The sequence below is a fragment of the Asticcacaulis sp. genome (assembly GCF_051954415.1).
Lineage (GTDB): Bacteria > Pseudomonadota > Alphaproteobacteria > Caulobacterales > Caulobacteraceae > Asticcacaulis.
In genome coordinates this window covers 33,390-49,566 of the sequence record NZ_JBQCHT010000017.1, presented here as the reverse complement: position 1 = coordinate 49,566, position 16,177 = coordinate 33,390, and the positions used below count along the sequence as shown (strand labels likewise).

General features: G+C 59.0%; 15 protein-coding genes, 1 tRNA gene and 1 pseudogene. 14 read left to right on the top strand and 3 right to left on the bottom strand.

The window, feature by feature from the left end:
* From tuf to ACTHND_RS05710, 11 genes and pseudogenes are all read left to right on the top strand, one after another.
* A pseudogene (gene tuf / locus ACTHND_RS05760) lies at nt 1-325 on the top strand (elongation factor Tu); the annotation flags it as partial.
* A gap of 209 nt (nt 326-534) precedes the next feature.
* Nucleotides 535-885: a YbaN family protein gene (locus ACTHND_RS05755; RefSeq protein ID WP_440176651.1), complete on the top strand. Its 351-nt coding sequence runs from the start codon at nt 535-537 to the stop codon at nt 883-885.
* The gene (locus ACTHND_RS05750) at nt 882-1,124 is read left to right on the top strand and encodes a putative signal transducing protein (RefSeq protein ID WP_440176649.1); all 243 of its coding nucleotides are present in this window, start codon (nt 882-884) and stop codon (nt 1,122-1,124) included. Before ACTHND_RS05755 ends, ACTHND_RS05750 begins: the two co-directional genes overlap by 4 nt.
* Nucleotides 1,125-1,259: 135 nt before the next feature.
* Nucleotides 1,260-3,461, top strand: a complete 2,202-nt coding sequence (locus ACTHND_RS05745) for a DPP IV N-terminal domain-containing protein (protein ID WP_440176653.1) — start codon at nt 1,260-1,262, stop codon at nt 3,459-3,461.
* Nucleotides 3,462-3,593: 132 nt separating this feature from the next.
* On the top strand, nt 3,594-4,424 hold the full coding sequence (locus ACTHND_RS05740; RefSeq protein WP_440176647.1) for a GIN domain-containing protein: 831 nt from the start codon (nt 3,594-3,596) through the stop codon (nt 4,422-4,424).
* A gap of 123 nt (nt 4,425-4,547) precedes the next feature.
* Complete coding sequence (locus ACTHND_RS05735; RefSeq protein WP_440176645.1) at nt 4,548-6,617, top strand: DUF3857 domain-containing protein; 2,070 nt, start codon at nt 4,548-4,550, stop codon at nt 6,615-6,617.
* A gap of 110 nt (nt 6,618-6,727) precedes the next feature.
* Nucleotides 6,728-7,900, top strand: a complete 1,173-nt coding sequence (locus ACTHND_RS05730; protein ID WP_440176643.1) for an endo-1,4-beta-xylanase — start codon at nt 6,728-6,730, stop codon at nt 7,898-7,900.
* Between the two features lie 119 nt (nt 7,901-8,019).
* A tRNA-Trp gene (locus ACTHND_RS05725) sits at nt 8,020-8,095 on the top strand.
* A gap of 100 nt (nt 8,096-8,195) precedes the next feature.
* Nucleotides 8,196-8,513 carry a preprotein translocase subunit SecE gene (gene secE / locus ACTHND_RS05720; RefSeq protein ID WP_440176641.1) on the top strand — a complete coding sequence of 106 codons (318 nt, stop codon included), beginning with the start codon at nt 8,196-8,198 and terminating at the stop codon, nt 8,511-8,513.
* Nucleotides 8,514-8,519: 6 nt separating this feature from the next.
* On the top strand, nt 8,520-9,095 hold the full coding sequence (gene nusG / locus ACTHND_RS05715; RefSeq protein ID WP_090642685.1) for a transcription termination/antitermination protein NusG: 576 nt from the start codon (nt 8,520-8,522) through the stop codon (nt 9,093-9,095).
* A 107-nt stretch (nt 9,096-9,202) separates the two neighbouring features.
* Nucleotides 9,203-11,212 (top strand): TonB-dependent receptor plug domain-containing protein, encoded by a 2,010-nt coding sequence (locus ACTHND_RS05710; RefSeq protein WP_440176638.1) that lies wholly within the window; start codon nt 9,203-9,205, stop codon nt 11,210-11,212.
* Here the strand turns inward: ACTHND_RS05710 and ACTHND_RS05705 are convergent.
* Together ACTHND_RS05705 and ACTHND_RS05700 are read right to left on the bottom strand one after the other, a co-directional pair.
* Nucleotides 11,209-13,428, bottom strand: coding sequence for a copper-transporting P-type ATPase (locus ACTHND_RS05705; RefSeq protein ID WP_440176636.1), 2,220 nt, complete (start codon nt 13,426-13,428; stop codon nt 11,209-11,211). The genes ACTHND_RS05710 and ACTHND_RS05705 overlap by 4 nt on opposite strands.
* A 9-nt stretch (nt 13,429-13,437) precedes the next feature.
* The gene (locus ACTHND_RS05700; RefSeq protein WP_440176634.1) at nt 13,438-13,710 is read right to left on the bottom strand and encodes a metal-sensitive transcriptional regulator; all 273 of its coding nucleotides are present in this window, start codon (nt 13,708-13,710) and stop codon (nt 13,438-13,440) included.
* A 223-nt stretch (nt 13,711-13,933) separates the two neighbouring features.
* Here ACTHND_RS05700 and rplK point away from each other — a divergent pair, with 223 nt between their 5' ends.
* Nucleotides 13,934-14,362, top strand: a complete 429-nt coding sequence (rplK, locus tag ACTHND_RS05695; protein WP_090642689.1) for a 50S ribosomal protein L11 — start codon at nt 13,934-13,936, stop codon at nt 14,360-14,362.
* Between the two features lies 1 nt (nt 14,363).
* Nucleotides 14,364-15,050: a 50S ribosomal protein L1 gene (gene rplA, locus ACTHND_RS05690; RefSeq protein WP_440176632.1), complete on the top strand. Its 687-nt coding sequence runs from the start codon at nt 14,364-14,366 to the stop codon at nt 15,048-15,050.
* A 165-nt stretch (nt 15,051-15,215) separates the two neighbouring features.
* Here rplA and ACTHND_RS05685 read toward each other — a convergent pair whose 3' ends face one another.
* Nucleotides 15,216-15,815: a tRNA-(ms[2]io[6]A)-hydroxylase gene (locus ACTHND_RS05685; protein ID WP_440176630.1), complete on the bottom strand. Its 600-nt coding sequence runs from the start codon at nt 15,813-15,815 to the stop codon at nt 15,216-15,218.
* Between ACTHND_RS05685 and ACTHND_RS05680 the strand changes: the two genes are divergently transcribed.
* Nucleotides 15,720-15,950, top strand: coding sequence for a hypothetical protein (locus tag ACTHND_RS05680; protein WP_440176628.1), 231 nt, complete (start codon nt 15,720-15,722; stop codon nt 15,948-15,950). The two genes, ACTHND_RS05685 and ACTHND_RS05680, sit on opposite strands and share 96 nt — an antisense overlap.
* Nucleotides 15,951-16,177 lie beyond the last annotated feature (227 nt).

Here is a 16,177-nt window from a genome sequence, read left to right as displayed (position 1 = left end):
TGAACGCGGTCAGGTTCTGTGCAAGCCGGGTTCGATCACCCCGCACACCAAGTTCGTTGCCGAAGCCTACATCCTGACGAAGGAAGAAGGCGGCCGTCACACCCCGTTCTTCACCAACTACCGTCCGCAGTTCTACTTCCGTACGACCGACGTGACCGGCATCGTGAAGCTGAAGGAAGGCGTGGAAATGATCATGCCGGGCGATAACGCCGAACTGGACGTCGAGCTGATCACTCCGATCGCCATGGAAGAGAAGCTGCGCTTCGCTATCCGTGAAGGCGGCCGTACCGTCGGCGCCGGCGTCGTGTCGAAGATCGTCGAGTAACCAGGGACTCGTCCCTGGACCCGGAAACGCTACGGTGGAGGTGGAAACATCTCCATCAAGCGGAAACGGTACGACAAAATACTGAACCCCGTCGGTGCAAACCGGCGGGGTTTTTAGTTTTGTGGGATGTCATTTAACTGCGGTCATGTTTCGGGATCAAAGGGGCCGTGCCCCTTTGCCTTTCCAAACTTTCACGCTATGCTCTGCACATGAGAATAGTTTTCATGCTGGCGGGATTGTTTTTTGTGGGTCTCGGAATTGTCGGGGCCTTCCTGCCGGTCATGCCGAGCACGGTATTCTTTATCGTCGCTGCCGTTTTCTTTGCCCGGTCCAATCCGGTCTGGGAAGCCAGGATCATGAATCATCCGAAGATCGGCCCGCCGATCCGTGCCTTTCGTGAGCGGGGCGCCATCGCCAGAAGCGCCAAGATCGCCGCGGTAACGGCCATGGCGATCAGTTCCGTCATTTCCGCTTTCCTGTTACATGGATGGTGGCGCTTTGCGCCGGCGGGCGTCTGCGTCCTGTGCGCCATATTTATTCTGACGAGACCGAGTGAATGAAAGAACTGATCCGCGCCAATAATCCGGCCCTGATTTCCTTTGTGGAATCGCTGCTCAAGGAGCTGGACATCCATTACTTCGTCGCAGATCAGGCCATCAGTGCAGCGGAAGGTTCCATCGGCATGTTCCCCAAACGTGTACTGGTCAGCGAAGAACACTTCGACAAGGCGCGCGATCTGCTGATCGATGCCGGTCTTGAAGATGAACTCCGCCCCCTTAAGCCAGGTATCTGGCCATAGTTGCAATCGCAACGGGCTTGACGGGCAGGCCGGCGCGGGGATAGCGTCGGCGCTTCCGTTTATGGGGAGTACGCCTTGATGAAATCCGCCCGTCTGTCCGCGATTCTTTTCGGATCGTTTCTGATGACCACCACGATGATGACGGGAGCCGCCATGGCCGATACGTCTGCCGCTGTTGCCCGGCAAATCGCCCTCACGCCGGAGCGTGCTTTTGCCGATCCGGCCCTGTCCGGACCGAGTGCCGTAGGCGTCAGGCTGTCGCCGGATGGCACGCTGCTGACCTTCCTCAAGCCGAAGGAAACGGACCACAATATCCAGGACTTGTGGGCTGTGCCGGTAAAGGGCGGTGAGCCCTATCTGCTGGTCGATGCCGACAGCCTGACCTCATCCGACAAGGCGCTTTCCGAGGCCGAGAAGTCGCGCCGCGAACGGATGCGCGTTTCGGCGCGTGGTGTGGTGGCTTATGAATGGTCCGAAAACAGCCAGTCTATCCTGCTGCCGCTCGATGGCGATGTCTATATGGTTGATCGCGCCACAAAAAAGGTGACGCGCCTGACCGATACCGCCGGCGACGAGGTCGATGCCAAGCTGACGCCGGATGGCAAGGGCATTTCGTATGTGCGTGACCAAACGCTCTACCTTAAGGATTTGACGTCGGGCACGGAAATCGCGCTGACGCCGAAGGGCGAGGGCACAACCACCTACGCCACGGCCGAATTTATCGCCGAGGAAGAACTGGACCGCCATACCGGTTACTGGTGGAGCCCGAAATCGACCCAGGTGGTCTATCAGAAGACGGACGAAAGCGGCGTCGATATCGCCCAGCGCGTTGAAATCGGCGGCGAGGGCATCAAGATCGTCGATCAGCGCTACCCCTTCGCCGGCAAGCCCAATGCCGTGGTCGAACTCTGTGTCAAGACGATCGGTGGCGGTGATGTGAAGGTCGATCTCGGCAGCAACCCAGATATCTACCTGGCGCGCGTCAACTGGGCCAAGGACGGCAAAAGCTTCTACGTTCAGCGCCTCAGCCGCGACCAGAAAACCCTGGACCTGCTTCAGATTGATCCGGCTACTGGCAGTTCAAAAGTGATCCTGTCGGAAACCTCTGACACCTGGGTCGAACTGCATGATGACTTCCGCCTGCTGGCCAATGGCAGCTTCATCTGGTCGTCCGAGCGCGACGGCAATAAGCATTTCTACTACTATGGTTCTGACGGCAAGCTGATCCGCCAGGTGACGCATGGCGACTGGCCGGTCGACAAACTGGCCGATCTTAACGAGAAGACTGGCGAACTGTATTTCACCGCCTCGAAGGATACGCCCATTGAACACGGCCTCTATAAGGTTAATTTCAAAAAGCCGGGCGAACCCGTTGCCCTGACGAAATCCGGCGGCTGGTGGTCGGCCGATGTCTCCGGCGGTGGCGCGGCGTTTATTGGCGGCTACTCCGATCCGCAAACCCCGCCGCAGACCGCGCTCTATGATGGCACCGGCAAGCGTCTGCGCTGGATCGAGGAAAACGGGCTCGACGCCAGCCATCCCTATGCGCCCTACAAAGATGAATATAGCGCGCCGGAATTCGGCGAACTGACCGCCGCCGATGGCGAAAAGCTGGAATACTCAATCCTTAAGCCCAAGGGCTTCGATCCGGCGAAAAAGTATCCGGTGATCGTCTCCATCTATGGCGGTCCGGCGGCCAAGACCGTGAAAAAGACCTGGGTCGCGCCGTCAACGCGTCTGTGGCAGGAAGCCGGCTATATTGTCTTCTCGCTCGATAACCGCGGCACCCCCGGACGTTCGGTCAAGTTCGGCCGTTCGATCTACAAGTCATTTGGCGGGCCGGATATCGACGACCAGATCATGGGCGCCAACTGGCTGAAAACCCTGCCCTATGTTGATGGTGATCATATCGGCATTATGGGCTGGTCGCAGGGCGGTTTCGTCACCCTGATGGCGCTGACGGCCAAGGATACGCCGTTTGCGGCCGGCAATGCCGGTGCGCCGCCGACCCAGTGGGAACTGTACGACACGGCCTATACTGAGCGCTACATGTCGACGCCGCAGGACAATCCGGACGGCTATGCCAAATCCGATGTGCTGAACCGTCTGGAAAATCTCAAGCCCGGTTCGCTGTTGCTGATGCAGGGCATGTCGGATGATAATGTCCAGTTGTCCAACTCGACGCGGGTGATGGCGGCCCTGCAAAAGACCGGCGTGCCGTTTGAACTGATGCTCTATCCGGGGGAGCGCCATGGCCTGAAAGGCAACGAACGCAACCTGCAAAAATTCCGGCTCCAGCTCGATTTCTTCAATCGCAAGCTCAAGCCGAACGGGTAACTGAAAGGGCCGGGGGAAAACCTCCGGTCCTTTTCTGTTTGATTACAAACGCTTCATGACAGCTAATTAAGTTGTCTGCGGCGTGCCTTGTGTCCAAAATGTGTTCAACACCCTTTCAAAGGACATCCGATCATGAAAACCTTCGCCCTGATTTCCGCCGTATCCATTTGTGCCCTCATGGCCGCCGACGCCGCCTCGGCCCATACCGAGGTTGAACTGAAGAATATCGCCGCCCGTGTGGTGGTCACGCCGGAAAACCGCCCTGATGTCGAACTGAAGGTTGCCTATGGCACTGCCAAGGTGCCGGTGATCATGGTCTCGACCAAAGGCAATACGCTGGTGGCCGATGGCAAGCTGCGCGGGCGTCATCTGAACTGCAAGGCCGGCGGTGTCGATATCGGCGGCATGGGCTCTGTGGCCAGCGCAGACCTGCCGACCGTGTATATCAAGGTGCCGATGGATGCCAGGGTCTCGGCCGGCGGCGCTACCTACGGCAAGCTGGGCGCCAGCCAGTCGCTGGAGTTTAGCGAAGGCGGCTGCGGCAACTGGCAGCTTGGCGATGTCGCCGGAAAGGCCGAGATCAATATCGGTGGTTCGGGCGATGTCTCCCTGACGCGCAGTGCCGATGCGGCGGTCAATATCGGCGGGTCCGGCAATTTCACCGCCACTTCGGTCAATGCCATCGAGGCCAATATTGGCGGCAATGGCGATATCCTCGTCAGTCAGGTCAGCGGCCCAGTCGAGGTCAATATCGGCGGTTCAGGTAATGTGAAGCTGGATAGCGGCACGGCATCGAAAATGGAGGTGAATATCGCCGGATCGGGTGATGTGCGCTTCGGAGGCGAAGCCAAGTCCCTGGAAGTGAATATCGTCGGTTCCGGCGATGTGCGCGTCAGGACGGTCTCCGGTAATATCAGCAAGTCCGTGATGGGTTCGGGCAACGTCATTGTTGGGGCATTTTAGCGCTCAGGCGCCGCGAGGCTCGCCGCATCAGCGGCGGCGGGCACTTGCCCTTGCCAAGGCTGAAGCCTTGGAAATTCTTTAAACTCAACTCCCACGGTTTAGACCTTTACAGGGTCAAGCCTTGTGTTAACGATTAACGGCCCGGTCAGCATCAAGCAGGCCGGGCCTGATTTATCGGCGTTTGTTGGGGTGGGAAACGTGTACGAGGAAGAGGTCAGGCGGCATATCCGTTTCGCGCCGGAACCCGACTGGGTGAAGGTGCAGGCATTTCGGCGGCCGCCCACGCTAGATCAATCCAAGGCGCCTTATGGCTTCTATACATGGCTGGTCGATGACCAGTCGAAGCTAGATATCCGGCCGTCGCGGTATAACCGCACGATCGAAGAAGTGGTCAATCTGTCGTCATTGAGCTACCTGGCCAATGTCACTCTGCCGTTCAATCCCTATTATGATGACCTGACCATCCACCATATCCGCATTCTGCGCGGCGACGAGGTGATCGAGGTCGATGTCCAGTCGCGCTACATTGTCATGCGCCGCGAACGCAGTTTCGAGCGCCTGGTGCTGGATGGGCGCTGGACCCTGGCCATCACCCTGCCGGACGTGCGGGTCGGGGACATCATAGATACCGCTATGACCCTGACCGGTGATCCGGCCTGTTTCCAGGGTGAGTTCTCGGTGCCGGTCATGTTGCAAAATGTCGTCTACTGGGACAGGCGTCATGCCCGCCTGCTGGTGCCGCCGGAGCGCCAGATGTACATGCAGCCGTTTCCGCTGGGCTGGATCGAACCAAAGGTCAGCAAGCTCGATGACGGTTACAGCGAAATCCTGTTCGCGGCCGATCACGTTCGTGAATGCGACTATGAGGACGATGCGCCGGGCTGGGTCATGCCGGTGCGCGGCGCCTATGCCTCCAGTATCGATAACTGGCCGCGGGTCGCCGACGTCATGCGCGCCGGCTTCGAGGGCGATGACGATTATCCGGAGGGACTGCTTGAAGTTATCCGGCAGATTGAAACCGACCACGAAGAGACGAAAGACCGCATCGTCGCCGCCGTGCGCTGGGTGCAGGAAAGCATCCGCTATTTCGCCTTTTCCTTCGGCGAGGGCGGCTTTGTGCCGCGTTCCCTGAAAGAGATATTCGCGGACCGTATCGGTGACTGCAAGGATGTCTCCAAGATGATCGCGGCCATGCTGACGAAGATGGGCGTGGAAAGCTGGCCGGCCCTTGTCGATACGAAGCGCGGCTTCGACCTGATCAATACCCAGCCGCGCCTGGGCTCCTTCAACCACTGCATTTCCATGTGCGTTCATGAGGGGCGGATGTACTGGTTCGAAGGCACGTCCGACGTGGCGCAGGGCGGCGACCTCGATCACATGGCGCAGAACGACCTCGGCTACGCCCTGATCCTCAAACCCGGCGGCGACCTGGTCCGCATGATGGAAAAGACTCCGGGCCTGGATTACGAGGTGCGGGAAGTCATCCACCTGCCCGATAATACGGGTGAGGAAACCCTGATCGAGATTGATTACATCTATCGTGGTGCGCGGGCCGATGGCGTGCGGCGCGAATTGCGCCACCAGAGTCTGACGAGCTATGTAGAGGACCGCTGCGCCTTGTTCAGCTATATCTATGGCATGAACATGTGCGCCATTCCGCAGATGGTCGATGATCGCCGGCTGAACGAGATCACCATCACCACCCTGGTGACGACCGATAATCCCTGGCATACCAATGGCGAAGCCAGGGTCTTCTTCAGCCCGGAATCAGGCTTTGATTATGTGCTGGAAGAGCCCGAAGGCCGTCGGCGGTTCCCTTTCGATATTGGCGATGTACGCGAAGGGCGGATCACCACCCTGATCAAAACAGCCCTGCCTCTGACCTGGCCGGACAAAGCCAAAATATGGGATTTCGGCGGCCTGCGTCTCAGCTTCACGCCGCGCCAGACGGCGGAAGGGTATGAGGCGGTGCGGGACTACACCGTCTTGCGGCCCTGGTTATCGGCCGATGAAAAGATGGCGCTCGACCGTGCCTATACGGAGATCGGTACCTATGACCGCATGAGCATCTGCGTGCCGCCGAAACCTGTGGCGACCTGGCGATCGGGTCTGCTGACGCGCGTGGCCATCTGGGCCGGCCTGCCGGTCGTGGGTCTGCTGGTCTGGCTGGTGAGCCATTTCGTTCATTCGTAAGATTTGATAGTCGGCTGCAAAGAACACTTGACGCCCTGATAGCGCTATCATTTAATGATTTTTAACATATAAAAATATCAGGGATGGAGCCAATGAAGCCAACGGGACAAATGAACCGTCGTGGGTTGCTGCTGAGTGTGGCCGCTTCCGGACTGGTCGCAGCCTGCGGAGGTGGCGGCAGTAGTTCGTCTTCCAGCTCTTCCAGTTCTTCTTCCTCGTCCTCCAGTTCTTCCAGCCTGCCGGACCCTGCGACCGCGCCGGCGCTAAAGACGCATTTCACCGGTCATTTCAAGATCGGTTTCGCGGTCGATCCGGGGCTGACCACGCAATCGCCTACACATGAACTACTGCTCAAGCACGCCAGCACGCTCACAGCGGAAAGCGTGATGAAGGCCAATCCGATCGGTGTCTCGGCTGGCGTTTATAATTTTACCGAAGCCGACAAGCTCATTGCTTTTGCTGAAGCCAACGGTATCGCGGTACGTGGTCACGCGCTGGTCTGGCACCAGACCTCGCCGTCCTGGTTTTTTGATGGCGACCGCAGCGATATGGCAACCTATAAGTCGCTGGTGCGGGGACGGCTGGAAACCTACATCACTGATGTGGTGACTCACTTCAAAGGCAAGGTTTATTGCTGGGATGTGGTCAATGAAGTAACCAGCGATGATGCCTCGGCCACTTACCGCAACTCCGACTGGTATCAGATTTTCGGGTCCGATTTCATAGATTATGCCTTCCGTGCGGCGCGTGCTGCGGATCCGTCCGTAAAGCTGTTCATCAACGAATATTCGACCGAGGACGCCGCCAAACGCGGACGCCTGATGACCATTGTCCAGGGAATGCTGGATCGGGGTGTGCCTGTCGATGGTGTGGGCCACCAGATGCACATAAACACCGGCTATCCCTCGGCGGCGCAGGTCGAGGCGGCCCTCAGCGATGTCGAGGGCAAAGGTCTGATCAATCACATCACGGAGATGGATGTCTCGGTCTACAATGATCCGGTCAGTTGCTTCAGCGGCACCGGCTGCGCCGCGCAGATTTCAACGGGCACCGCTGCTTTCAATACGGCGATGACCGCGCAGGCTTTAAAATACAGGGAATTGTTTGACGTCTTCACTGCGCACGCCAGTGTCGAATGCGTGACGCTTTGGGGTGTGGCCGATAATCATACCTGGCTGGACAACTTCCCGGTCACACGCAAGAATTATCCCTTGCTGTTCGATCAGGTGGGGGATCCGAAAGCCGCCTTCTGGGCCATTGTCGATCCGGCATTTGTCCCTTAAGTCATTTAAGCTGTGAAAAATCCTGAGATTGCCTGTTGCGCGCCGGTCGATCCACTGATAAACCGCACGCCTCCCATGGATATGTACGGATTCTGTTCCGGACTGTCCCTGAGAACTGCAGGGGTGTAGTTCAGCTGGTAGAGCGTCGGTCTCCAAAACCGGATGTCGTGGGTTCGAATCCCTCCGCCCCTGCCACTTTCTCTTTTCAAAGGCTTGAAACCTGGGTTTCTAGCCTCATTTTTGTTGTTCGGAAGCCGCGCTCCGCGGCGCTCACATTGAATAGGCGTTTTTGACGGTGAAGAAACCTGAGACGAAGACCAAGACCGTTGAGCCGGGCCGCAAGGTCGCCATTGGCAAGATAAACGTCGCGCAGGCGCCGGCAGGTGCGGCCGCCGTTGAAAAGGCGCCGAAAAAGCCGTTCAATCCGACGAAGTTCTTCAAGGAAGTCCAGATCGAAGCCAAGCGCATCACCTGGACTACCCGCAAGGAAGTCTGGATCACCACGGTCATGGTGCTGATCATGGTCGTCCTGGCCGGTGTCTTCTTCTTTGTGGTTGACGGCGGCATTGGCTTCCTGACCAACTACGTCACTAAAATCGGCCTGCAAGGATAAAATTATATGGCAACCGCTGCACATTCCGAAACGCCGGTTCTCTCCAACCCGAACCACAAGTGGTACATCGTTCACGCCTATTCCAATTTCGAGAAGAAGGTGGCAGAAGCCCTGCGTGATCAGGCGAAGTCGCAAGGTCTGGAAGACAAGTTTTCCGAAATTCTGGTTCCGACCGAGGAAGTGGTCGAGGTACGTCGTGGCCGCAAGTTCAATTCGGAACGTAAGTTTTTCCCCGGTTATGTTCTGGTGAAGATGGAGCTTTCGGACGAAGCCTACCACCTGGTCAAGAACACCCCGAAGGTCACCGGGTTCCTCGGTTCCGGCTCGAAGCCCATGCCGGTGTCGCAGAAGGAAGTCGATCGCATCCTCGGCAATTCGGCCGCCGCGGTCGAGCGTCCGATGCCCGTCCTGTCGTTCGATATCGGCGAGAAGGTCAAGATCGTTTCCGGCCATTTCGCGTCCTTCGATGGCGTTGTGGAATCGGTCGATCAGGAACATGCCCGCCTACGCGTCTCGGTGTCGATCTTTGGGCGCGCCACGCCGGTCGAACTGGAATATGCCCAGGTCGAGAAGACGGCTTAAATCACTAATGGCTAAAGGCTAGATGTCAAAAAGCGCTTCGGTAAGCCGGAGCGCTTTTTTGTGTCCGGTGTCTGTGTTATGCCGCGTTCGGCCATATGGGGAAAGGCATGAAGACGATCATTTGTGCCGTATCTGGCCTGGGCCTGATGGCTGCCGGTATGGCACATGGACAGGCCATGTCCGACTTGCCCGCCGAGATTGAGGTTGTGGTGACCGGGCATGAGGTTGAAACACCTGACCACCTGACCTACGACATCACTCAGGATGCCGAAGCGCACAGCGGCGTCATTGCCGATATATTGCGCAAACTGCCCTCAGTCACGCTTTCTCCGAATGGCGCTGTAACGCTGCGGGGCGGCGCCGTAACGATCCTGGTTGATGGCAAGGCGCCGCCGGAAGGCAATGCGGTGATCCGAAATCTGCCATCGGGGACGGTTGAACGCATCGAAATCATGGCCACGCCTTCGTCGCAATTTGCCCCGGCAGGGACGGGCGGCATCATTAACCTCATTACCCACCGGCGAAGTCATATGAAGCGCTCCGGTGAGGTGCCCACTCAGATCAACACGCTGGGGCAGGGGAATGTTTCACTTTCCTCCACGCTGGAAACCGATCGCTGGACAGTGAACAGCCAGTTCTATGCTGATCATTTTCTTGATCGCAGCGTGCTTTATCTCCACCAGGAAGCGCTCAACGAAAACGCGGACGGCTATGACATCACTGACCGTGAAGATCACGCGCGAGCCGTTTCCGCCTCGGTAAATGGCCGGCTCAGCGTGGCCTGGAAGCTGTCAGACCACGCCGGGCTGACCTTCAAGGGAGAGGCGGGCCGCTATGACTCTGTCAGCCGCGGCATGACCTATTATCGCGGGTTGGATGACTTCGATGAGCGTTCCGATATCCGAAGCACTAACCGGCACAGCGATGTTCAGGTGCTCTATGACTACACCGGTGACAGTCATGGCGAATATCTCTCCCTGACGGCCGAACATTTGCAAAACCGGAGCCGAACGGCTTCGGCCTATGACCAGGTGGGCGGATATCCTTATGATACCCTGTTTTACAGCGAAGGCGCAACGGATCGGGCGCAGGGGGATTATGAGCGCCGGTTCGGATCTGGCCGGCTGACCTTTGGTGCGTCGCTCGATCGAGTGGGCCTGAACCTGCAATCCGGTTCGGAAAGTGCCGAACTGGCGATCGGGCTGGCGGATTATTTCGACGGTTTTTCAGCCAGCCGCACACTTACGGCCCTCTATGCCACCTGGCAGATGCCGGTGGGGCGCTGGACGGTTCTGAGCGGCCTGCGGGCAGAAAGGGAGCAGTTGCGGTTGGTGGATACGGGGAAGTCCGATGTCCTGGTCTGGTATCCATCCTTTCATGCCGGCCGGGATCTGACCGACAAGACGCGATTGAAAATCGACTACAGCCGGCGCGTGCTGCGTCCCGACCTCGGTGAATTCGATCCCGGCATCCGCTACTTCGGCGCCTTCAAGGCGTTTTCAGGGAATCCGGAACTAAAGCCGCAGACAACGGAGTCATACGAGATAGGCTATGCCTATGATGAAAAGGACTTCGGTGCTGACGCGACCTTATATTACCGCGAAACGCGCGGCAGCTTCACGGGCTATGCCGAACTGACGGATAACGGCCTGCTGCTGACCAGTCGCATCAATTCCGGCCGCAGCCGGTCCGGCGGACTCGAACTGACCTGGCGCGGCCCCTTGTCGAAGCGCCTGAGCTATTCTGCCAATGGCAATCTGTCCTACACGGAATTCCCGTTTGCGGATGGCGGCACACGCAGCCGGTTCGGCTGGTCCGGCAATGTGCTGCTCGAATATGATGCCGACAATGGCGACCAATATCAGCTCAATGCGACGGGGTACAGCCGGGCCCTGACTCTGCAAGGCTATACCCGCGGCGTTTGCCGCCTTGACGCCAGTTACCAGCACCCCTTGGATGACAAACTGTCGCTTGTGGTCAGCGCAACCGATATTTTCAACACGTCACGGTTCAGCACGGTCGTGGATACACGGGCGCTGAAGACCGTATCAACAGGCAGGCCGAACCTGCGGGCGCTGAAAATCGCGCTGACCTATCGCTTCGGCAGTGGTACTTAAAGCTTTGCCGCGCGTATGCGCAGGGCATTGGCGATGACGGATACCGAACTGAGCGACATGGCCGCCGACGCAATGACCGGCGACAACAACAGGCCAAATGCCGGATAGAGCAGGCCGGCTGCCACCGGCACGCCAATGGTGTTGTAGGCAAAGGCAAAGACCAGGTTCTGCTTGATATTACGCATCACCACCCGGCTCAGGGCACGTGACTTGACGATGCCGCCCAGGTCGCCCCGGATCAGGGTGATGCCGGCGCTTTCCATGGCAATGTCGGTGCCGTTGCCCATGGCGATGCCAACTGTGGCGGCGGCGAGGGCAGGGGCATCATTGACGCCGTCGCCGGCCATGGCCACCTTGCGGCCCTCGCGGATCAGATCCTCGATCACATCGACCTTCTGGTCGGGCAGGACATCGGCGCGCACGTCCGTCAGACCCAGTGACGCCGCCACCGCCTGGGCTGTGGCTGCGTTATCGCCGGTCAGCATGATCACATTCAGGCCGTCCGCCGCCAGAGCCTTCAGGGCGGCAGGCGTGGTGGTCTTGACCGGATCGGCGACGACGATGATGCCAGCGGGCGCGCCATCGAGTGTGAGGCAGACAACCGTCTGGCCCTGATCGCGGTAAGGCTGAGCCAGCGCGGTCAGTTCCGGCGTCTCTCCGAGCAGGGCGGCATTGCCGAGTGCGATGGCCGTGCCGTCAGCCGTGCCGGTGACACCTTTGCCGTTCAGAACCTTGAAGTCACTGACAACATGAGCTGGCAGATTTCTGGCCTTTGCCTCCCTGACAATGGCGTCGGCGATCGGGTGTTCGCTGAGCGCTTCGACAGCCGTCGCCAGGGCCAGTACGCGGTCCTCGTCGATCGCGCCGATCGTTCTGACAGCGATCAGGCGCGGTCTGCCCTCGGTCAGGGTGCCCGTCTTGTCGAATACCAGGGTGTCTACGCCCTCCAAGGCTTCCAGAACGGCGGCGTCACGTACCAGTATGCCTTCGCGGGCGGCGCGGCCGGTGCCGGCCATGATCGACATGGGCGTGGCCAGGCCCAGGGCGCACGGACAGGCGATGATAAGCACGGCGATGGCGTTCATCAGGGCGTGGCCGAGACGTGGCTCCGGTCCCCACAGCATCCAGCCGGCAAAGGCCAGCACGGCGCACAGGACGACGGCCGGCACGAACCAGCCAGACACCGTATCGGCGACGCGCTGGATGGGCGCGCGTGATCGCTGCGCCTGGCCGACACGGGCGACGATCTGCGCCAGAAGGGTGTCGTTACCGATGCGAGTGGCTTTCATCGTCAGGCTGCCGGCCTGATTGACCGTGGCGCCGGTCACCTTGTCACCCGGCTGTTTGCTGACAGGCATGGCCTCGCCGGTGAGCATGGATTCATCGACATGGCTGGCACCATCGATCACCTCGCCATCGGTCGGCACCTTTTCGCCGGGACGGATGCGCAGGGTGTCCCCGACCTGCACCTGTTCAAGCGGGATCGTCTCTTCCTCTCCGTCGCGCAGGCGATGGGCCGTGGCTGGTGCCAGTTTCAGCAGGGCGCGAATGGCGTCGCCGGTCTGGGCGCGCGCCTTCAGTTCGAGCGCCTGGCCGACCAGCACCAGGGTGGTGATGATGGCGGCGGCTTCAAAATAGACGTCGGGCGTCATGCCGGTCATATGCGGAAAGGCATTCGGCACCAGCACCGCCACGACGGAGTAGCCCCAGGCCACCAGAACGCCCAGGGCGATCAGGGTGAACATGTTGAGGTGGCGAGTCGTCAGGGATTGCCAGCCGCGCACCAGGAAGGGCCAGCCACCCCACAGAGCCACGGGCGTGGACAGGATAAGCTGTATCCAGACAGACAGGCGATCCGGCACCAGGGATGACAGGCCCAGATGAGCGCCCATGGCCAGTATGGCGACCGGGACGGACAGGAGGACGGAAATCCACAGGCGACGGGTCATATCGGCCAGTTCCGGATTGGCGGTGTCCTCCAGGGTAATGACTTCCGGCTCCAGCGCCATGCCGCAGATCGGGCACGATCCGGGGCCTTCCTGGCGGATCTGCGGATGCATCGGGCAGGTATAGATGACGGCCTCACCCGCCTTCGGCGCAGGGGCGGGCGTTACCGGCGCTGTATGGCCGTGGCAGCAGGACTTGGCTTCATGACCGTTGTCAAAAGGGGCATTTGAATCTGGGGCATGTGAATGATGATGAGCGTGTTCGGGCATGGTATCCGCCTATTCGTACTTCTTGAGCAGAATCATGATCTCGGCGATCTGTGCCGCCTGCTGCGTTTCGTTTTCGCTGGCGGAACGCTTGAGGCAGGATTGCATGTGCGTTTCCAGTACGGCCAGCTCGATGGATTTAAGGGCGCTGCGGGCGGCGCGAAGCTGGGTCAGGATATCGATGCAGTAGCGTCCGTCCGCGACCATGCGCTTGATGGCTTCTATCTGTCCGGCGGCGCGGTTGAGCGCGGGCAGTTGGGCGGAATGGGAGGGGTGATGCGCCATCTTGACATCCTTATACCTAGGTAGGGTATGTGGTGGATATACCCCTAATGGGTATAAGTCAATGCGGCATTGTATCGGTTTTAAACCGGCTAAGCCTTGCCAAGTCATGACAAAGCGGTTATAGCGCGCGCTCTTCGTTGCACGACGAGGGTAAATCCGTGGGAGCAGAGATGCGCACCACGGCTCACAATACGCTCCCCGGAGCGTTATATGGAGATATCCAATGGCTAAGAAAATCCTGGGCTATATCAAGCTCCAGGTGAAGGCCGGCTCTGCCACGCCTTCGCCCCCCATCGGCCCGGCACTGGGTCAACGCGGCGTCAACATCATGGGTTTCTGTAAGGAATTCAACGCCCGCACTGAAAATGTCGAGAAGGGCACGCCGCTTCCGACCATCATCACGGTCTATCAGGACAAGTCGTTCACCTTCGTGACGAAAACTCCGCCGGCGACCTTCTTCATTAAGCAGGCGCTGAACCTGAAGTCCGGCTCCAAGCTGCCGGGCCGTGATTCCGCCGGCAAGATCACGCGCGCTCAGCTGCGCGATATCGCCGAAAAGAAGATGAAGGATCTGAGCGCCCACGATCTCGATCAGGCGACCAAGATCATCGAAGGTTCCGCCCGTTCCATGGGCCTGCAGGTGGTGGACTAATATGACCAAGATCGCAAAGCGTATTAAGGCGTGGGAAAACGACGCCAACAAGCTCTACGGCCTGACCGAAGCCCTGAACGTCGTCAAGGCGAACGCCAAGGCCAAGTTCGACGAATCCGTAGAAATCGCCGTCAACCTGGGCGTTGACCCGCGTCACGCCGACCAGCAGGTCCGTGGCGTTGTCAACCTGCCGTCCGGCACCGGCAAGGACGTCCGCGTCGCCGTGTTCGCCAAGGACAAGAAGGCTGAAGAAGCTCTCGCCGCCGGCGCTGAAGTCGTTGGCGCCGAAGACCTGGTCGAAAAGATCATGGGCGGCTTCATGGATTTCGACCGCGTCATCGCGTCTCCGGACATGATGGCCCTGGTCGGTCGCCTCGGTAAGGTGCTGGGTCCGCGCGGCCTGATGCCGAACCCGAAGGTCGGCACCGTCACCCCGAACGTCGCCCAGGCCGTCAAGGACGCCAAGGGCGGTGCGGTCGAGTTCCGCGTCGAAAAGGCCGGTATCGTTCACGTCGGCGTTGGCAAGGTCTCCTTCACGACCGAAGCCCTCGAACTGAACGTCAAGGCTCTGGTTGATGCGCTCGTCAAGGCGCGTCCGTCCGGCGCCAAGGGCCTCTATGTCAAGAAGATCGCTCTGTCTTCGACCATGGGGCCGGGCGTGAAGGTCGATACGGCCTCCGCTTCCTAATAAAACTCTACTGCGGCAGGCTGCAAATGGCCGTCTTTCTGCGATGCGATGCTCACGTACTTAAGTACGCTGCGCTTCGCTTCTCGAAAACCAGCCATTTTCGCCCGGCCACAGCGAGTTTTTGGACATAAGAATTAAGCCGCACCAGAGATGGAGCGGCTTTTTTTATGCCGGCGGGCCTGAGTGAAAACGGAATTCGGTATCGGGCTCGGCAATCAGCGCCTGTTCGGTTTCGCGGATAATCGGAATACGGCGGGCAATGTCATCCGCATCACCATAAAGGGCCGCCAGTTTTAGATAACCGGTGAAATGACGCGCCTCGCTTTTTAGCAGGCCGAAATAGAACTTTCCCAGTTCTTCATCCAGATGCGGCGCGATGGCGCCGAAGCGTTCGCACGACCGCGCCTCGATAAAAGCGCTGATCAGCAGGATATCGATCATCATGCCGGGCTCGGTGCGGCGACACAGGCGGCGCAGGCCCATAGCGTAGCGTGACGGGGTGAGGGGGCGTAGCGCAATGCCGCGCCGCTTCATGATCTTCATCACCTGCTCATGATGCGCCAGTTCCTCGCGCGCCAGGCGGGCCATGGCCATGGCCAGGGCATCGCTTTCCTGGTACTTGGCCATCAGGTTGATGGCGTTGCTGGCGGCCTTGTATTCGCAGTTCTTGTGGTCGAGCAGCAGCAGGTCCTGGTTCTGCAGCGCCGCCCCGACCCAGGCGGACGGTGTGGTAGTGCCCAGAAAACTATGGATATCATTCAGCATGGAAACTCCTTGCGCATCTTTTGGCAAGGCGGCGTTTTGAAATCAAGTCGTCCGTTCCGACGGCGTCGTCAAGTTGTAACAAATGTAAATAATGGCAGCCAAGAAATTTGCATGTTTATGCAAAATACCTCATGAAAACATTACCTATTGTTCACTCGACTTCATGTGCCGTTGCGGTATTTTCAGGCTTGTGGGATTCGGCATATTAGTGTTATGCGAGCCGCGAGATTTCAAGGCGACTTAATACTGCTTTTGCCTCATTTATTTCCTGCCATTATTTGGCGGATGACAGGTTTATCTGAGTGAACTTCCTCTCCGGGTTGCCGCAGCTCCGGTAATGTGGGGGAAGATGTAGGCGCATC

What these genes read in the sequence shown, in the direction of transcription:
- ACTHND_RS05705 (WP_440176636.1), bottom strand. Translation starts at nt 13,428, where the DNA reads ATGCCCGAACACGCTCATCATCATTCACATGCCCCAGATTCAAATGCC.
- ACTHND_RS05710 (WP_440176638.1), top strand. Translation starts at nt 9,203, where the DNA reads ATGAAGACGATCATTTGTGCCGTATCTGGCCTGGGCCTGATGGCTGCC.
- ACTHND_RS05740 (WP_440176647.1), top strand. Translation starts at nt 3,594, where the DNA reads ATGAAAACCTTCGCCCTGATTTCCGCCGTATCCATTTGTGCCCTCATG.
- nusG (WP_090642685.1), top strand. Translation starts at nt 8,520, where the DNA reads ATGGCAACCGCTGCACATTCCGAAACGCCGGTTCTCTCCAACCCGAAC.
- ACTHND_RS05755 (WP_440176651.1), top strand. Translation starts at nt 535, where the DNA reads ATGAGAATAGTTTTCATGCTGGCGGGATTGTTTTTTGTGGGTCTCGGA.
- ACTHND_RS05750 (WP_440176649.1), top strand. Translation starts at nt 882, where the DNA reads ATGAAAGAACTGATCCGCGCCAATAATCCGGCCCTGATTTCCTTTGTG.
- rplA (WP_440176632.1), top strand. Translation starts at nt 14,364, where the DNA reads ATGACCAAGATCGCAAAGCGTATTAAGGCGTGGGAAAACGACGCCAAC.
- ACTHND_RS05745 (WP_440176653.1), top strand. Translation starts at nt 1,260, where the DNA reads ATGATGACGGGAGCCGCCATGGCCGATACGTCTGCCGCTGTTGCCCGG.
- rplK (WP_090642689.1), top strand. Translation starts at nt 13,934, where the DNA reads ATGGCTAAGAAAATCCTGGGCTATATCAAGCTCCAGGTGAAGGCCGGC.
- ACTHND_RS05700 (WP_440176634.1), bottom strand. Translation starts at nt 13,710, where the DNA reads ATGGCGCATCACCCCTCCCATTCCGCCCAACTGCCCGCGCTCAACCGC.
- ACTHND_RS05685 (WP_440176630.1), bottom strand. Translation starts at nt 15,815, where the DNA reads ATGCTGAATGATATCCATAGTTTTCTGGGCACTACCACACCGTCCGCC.
- ACTHND_RS05730 (WP_440176643.1), top strand. Translation starts at nt 6,728, where the DNA reads ATGAACCGTCGTGGGTTGCTGCTGAGTGTGGCCGCTTCCGGACTGGTC.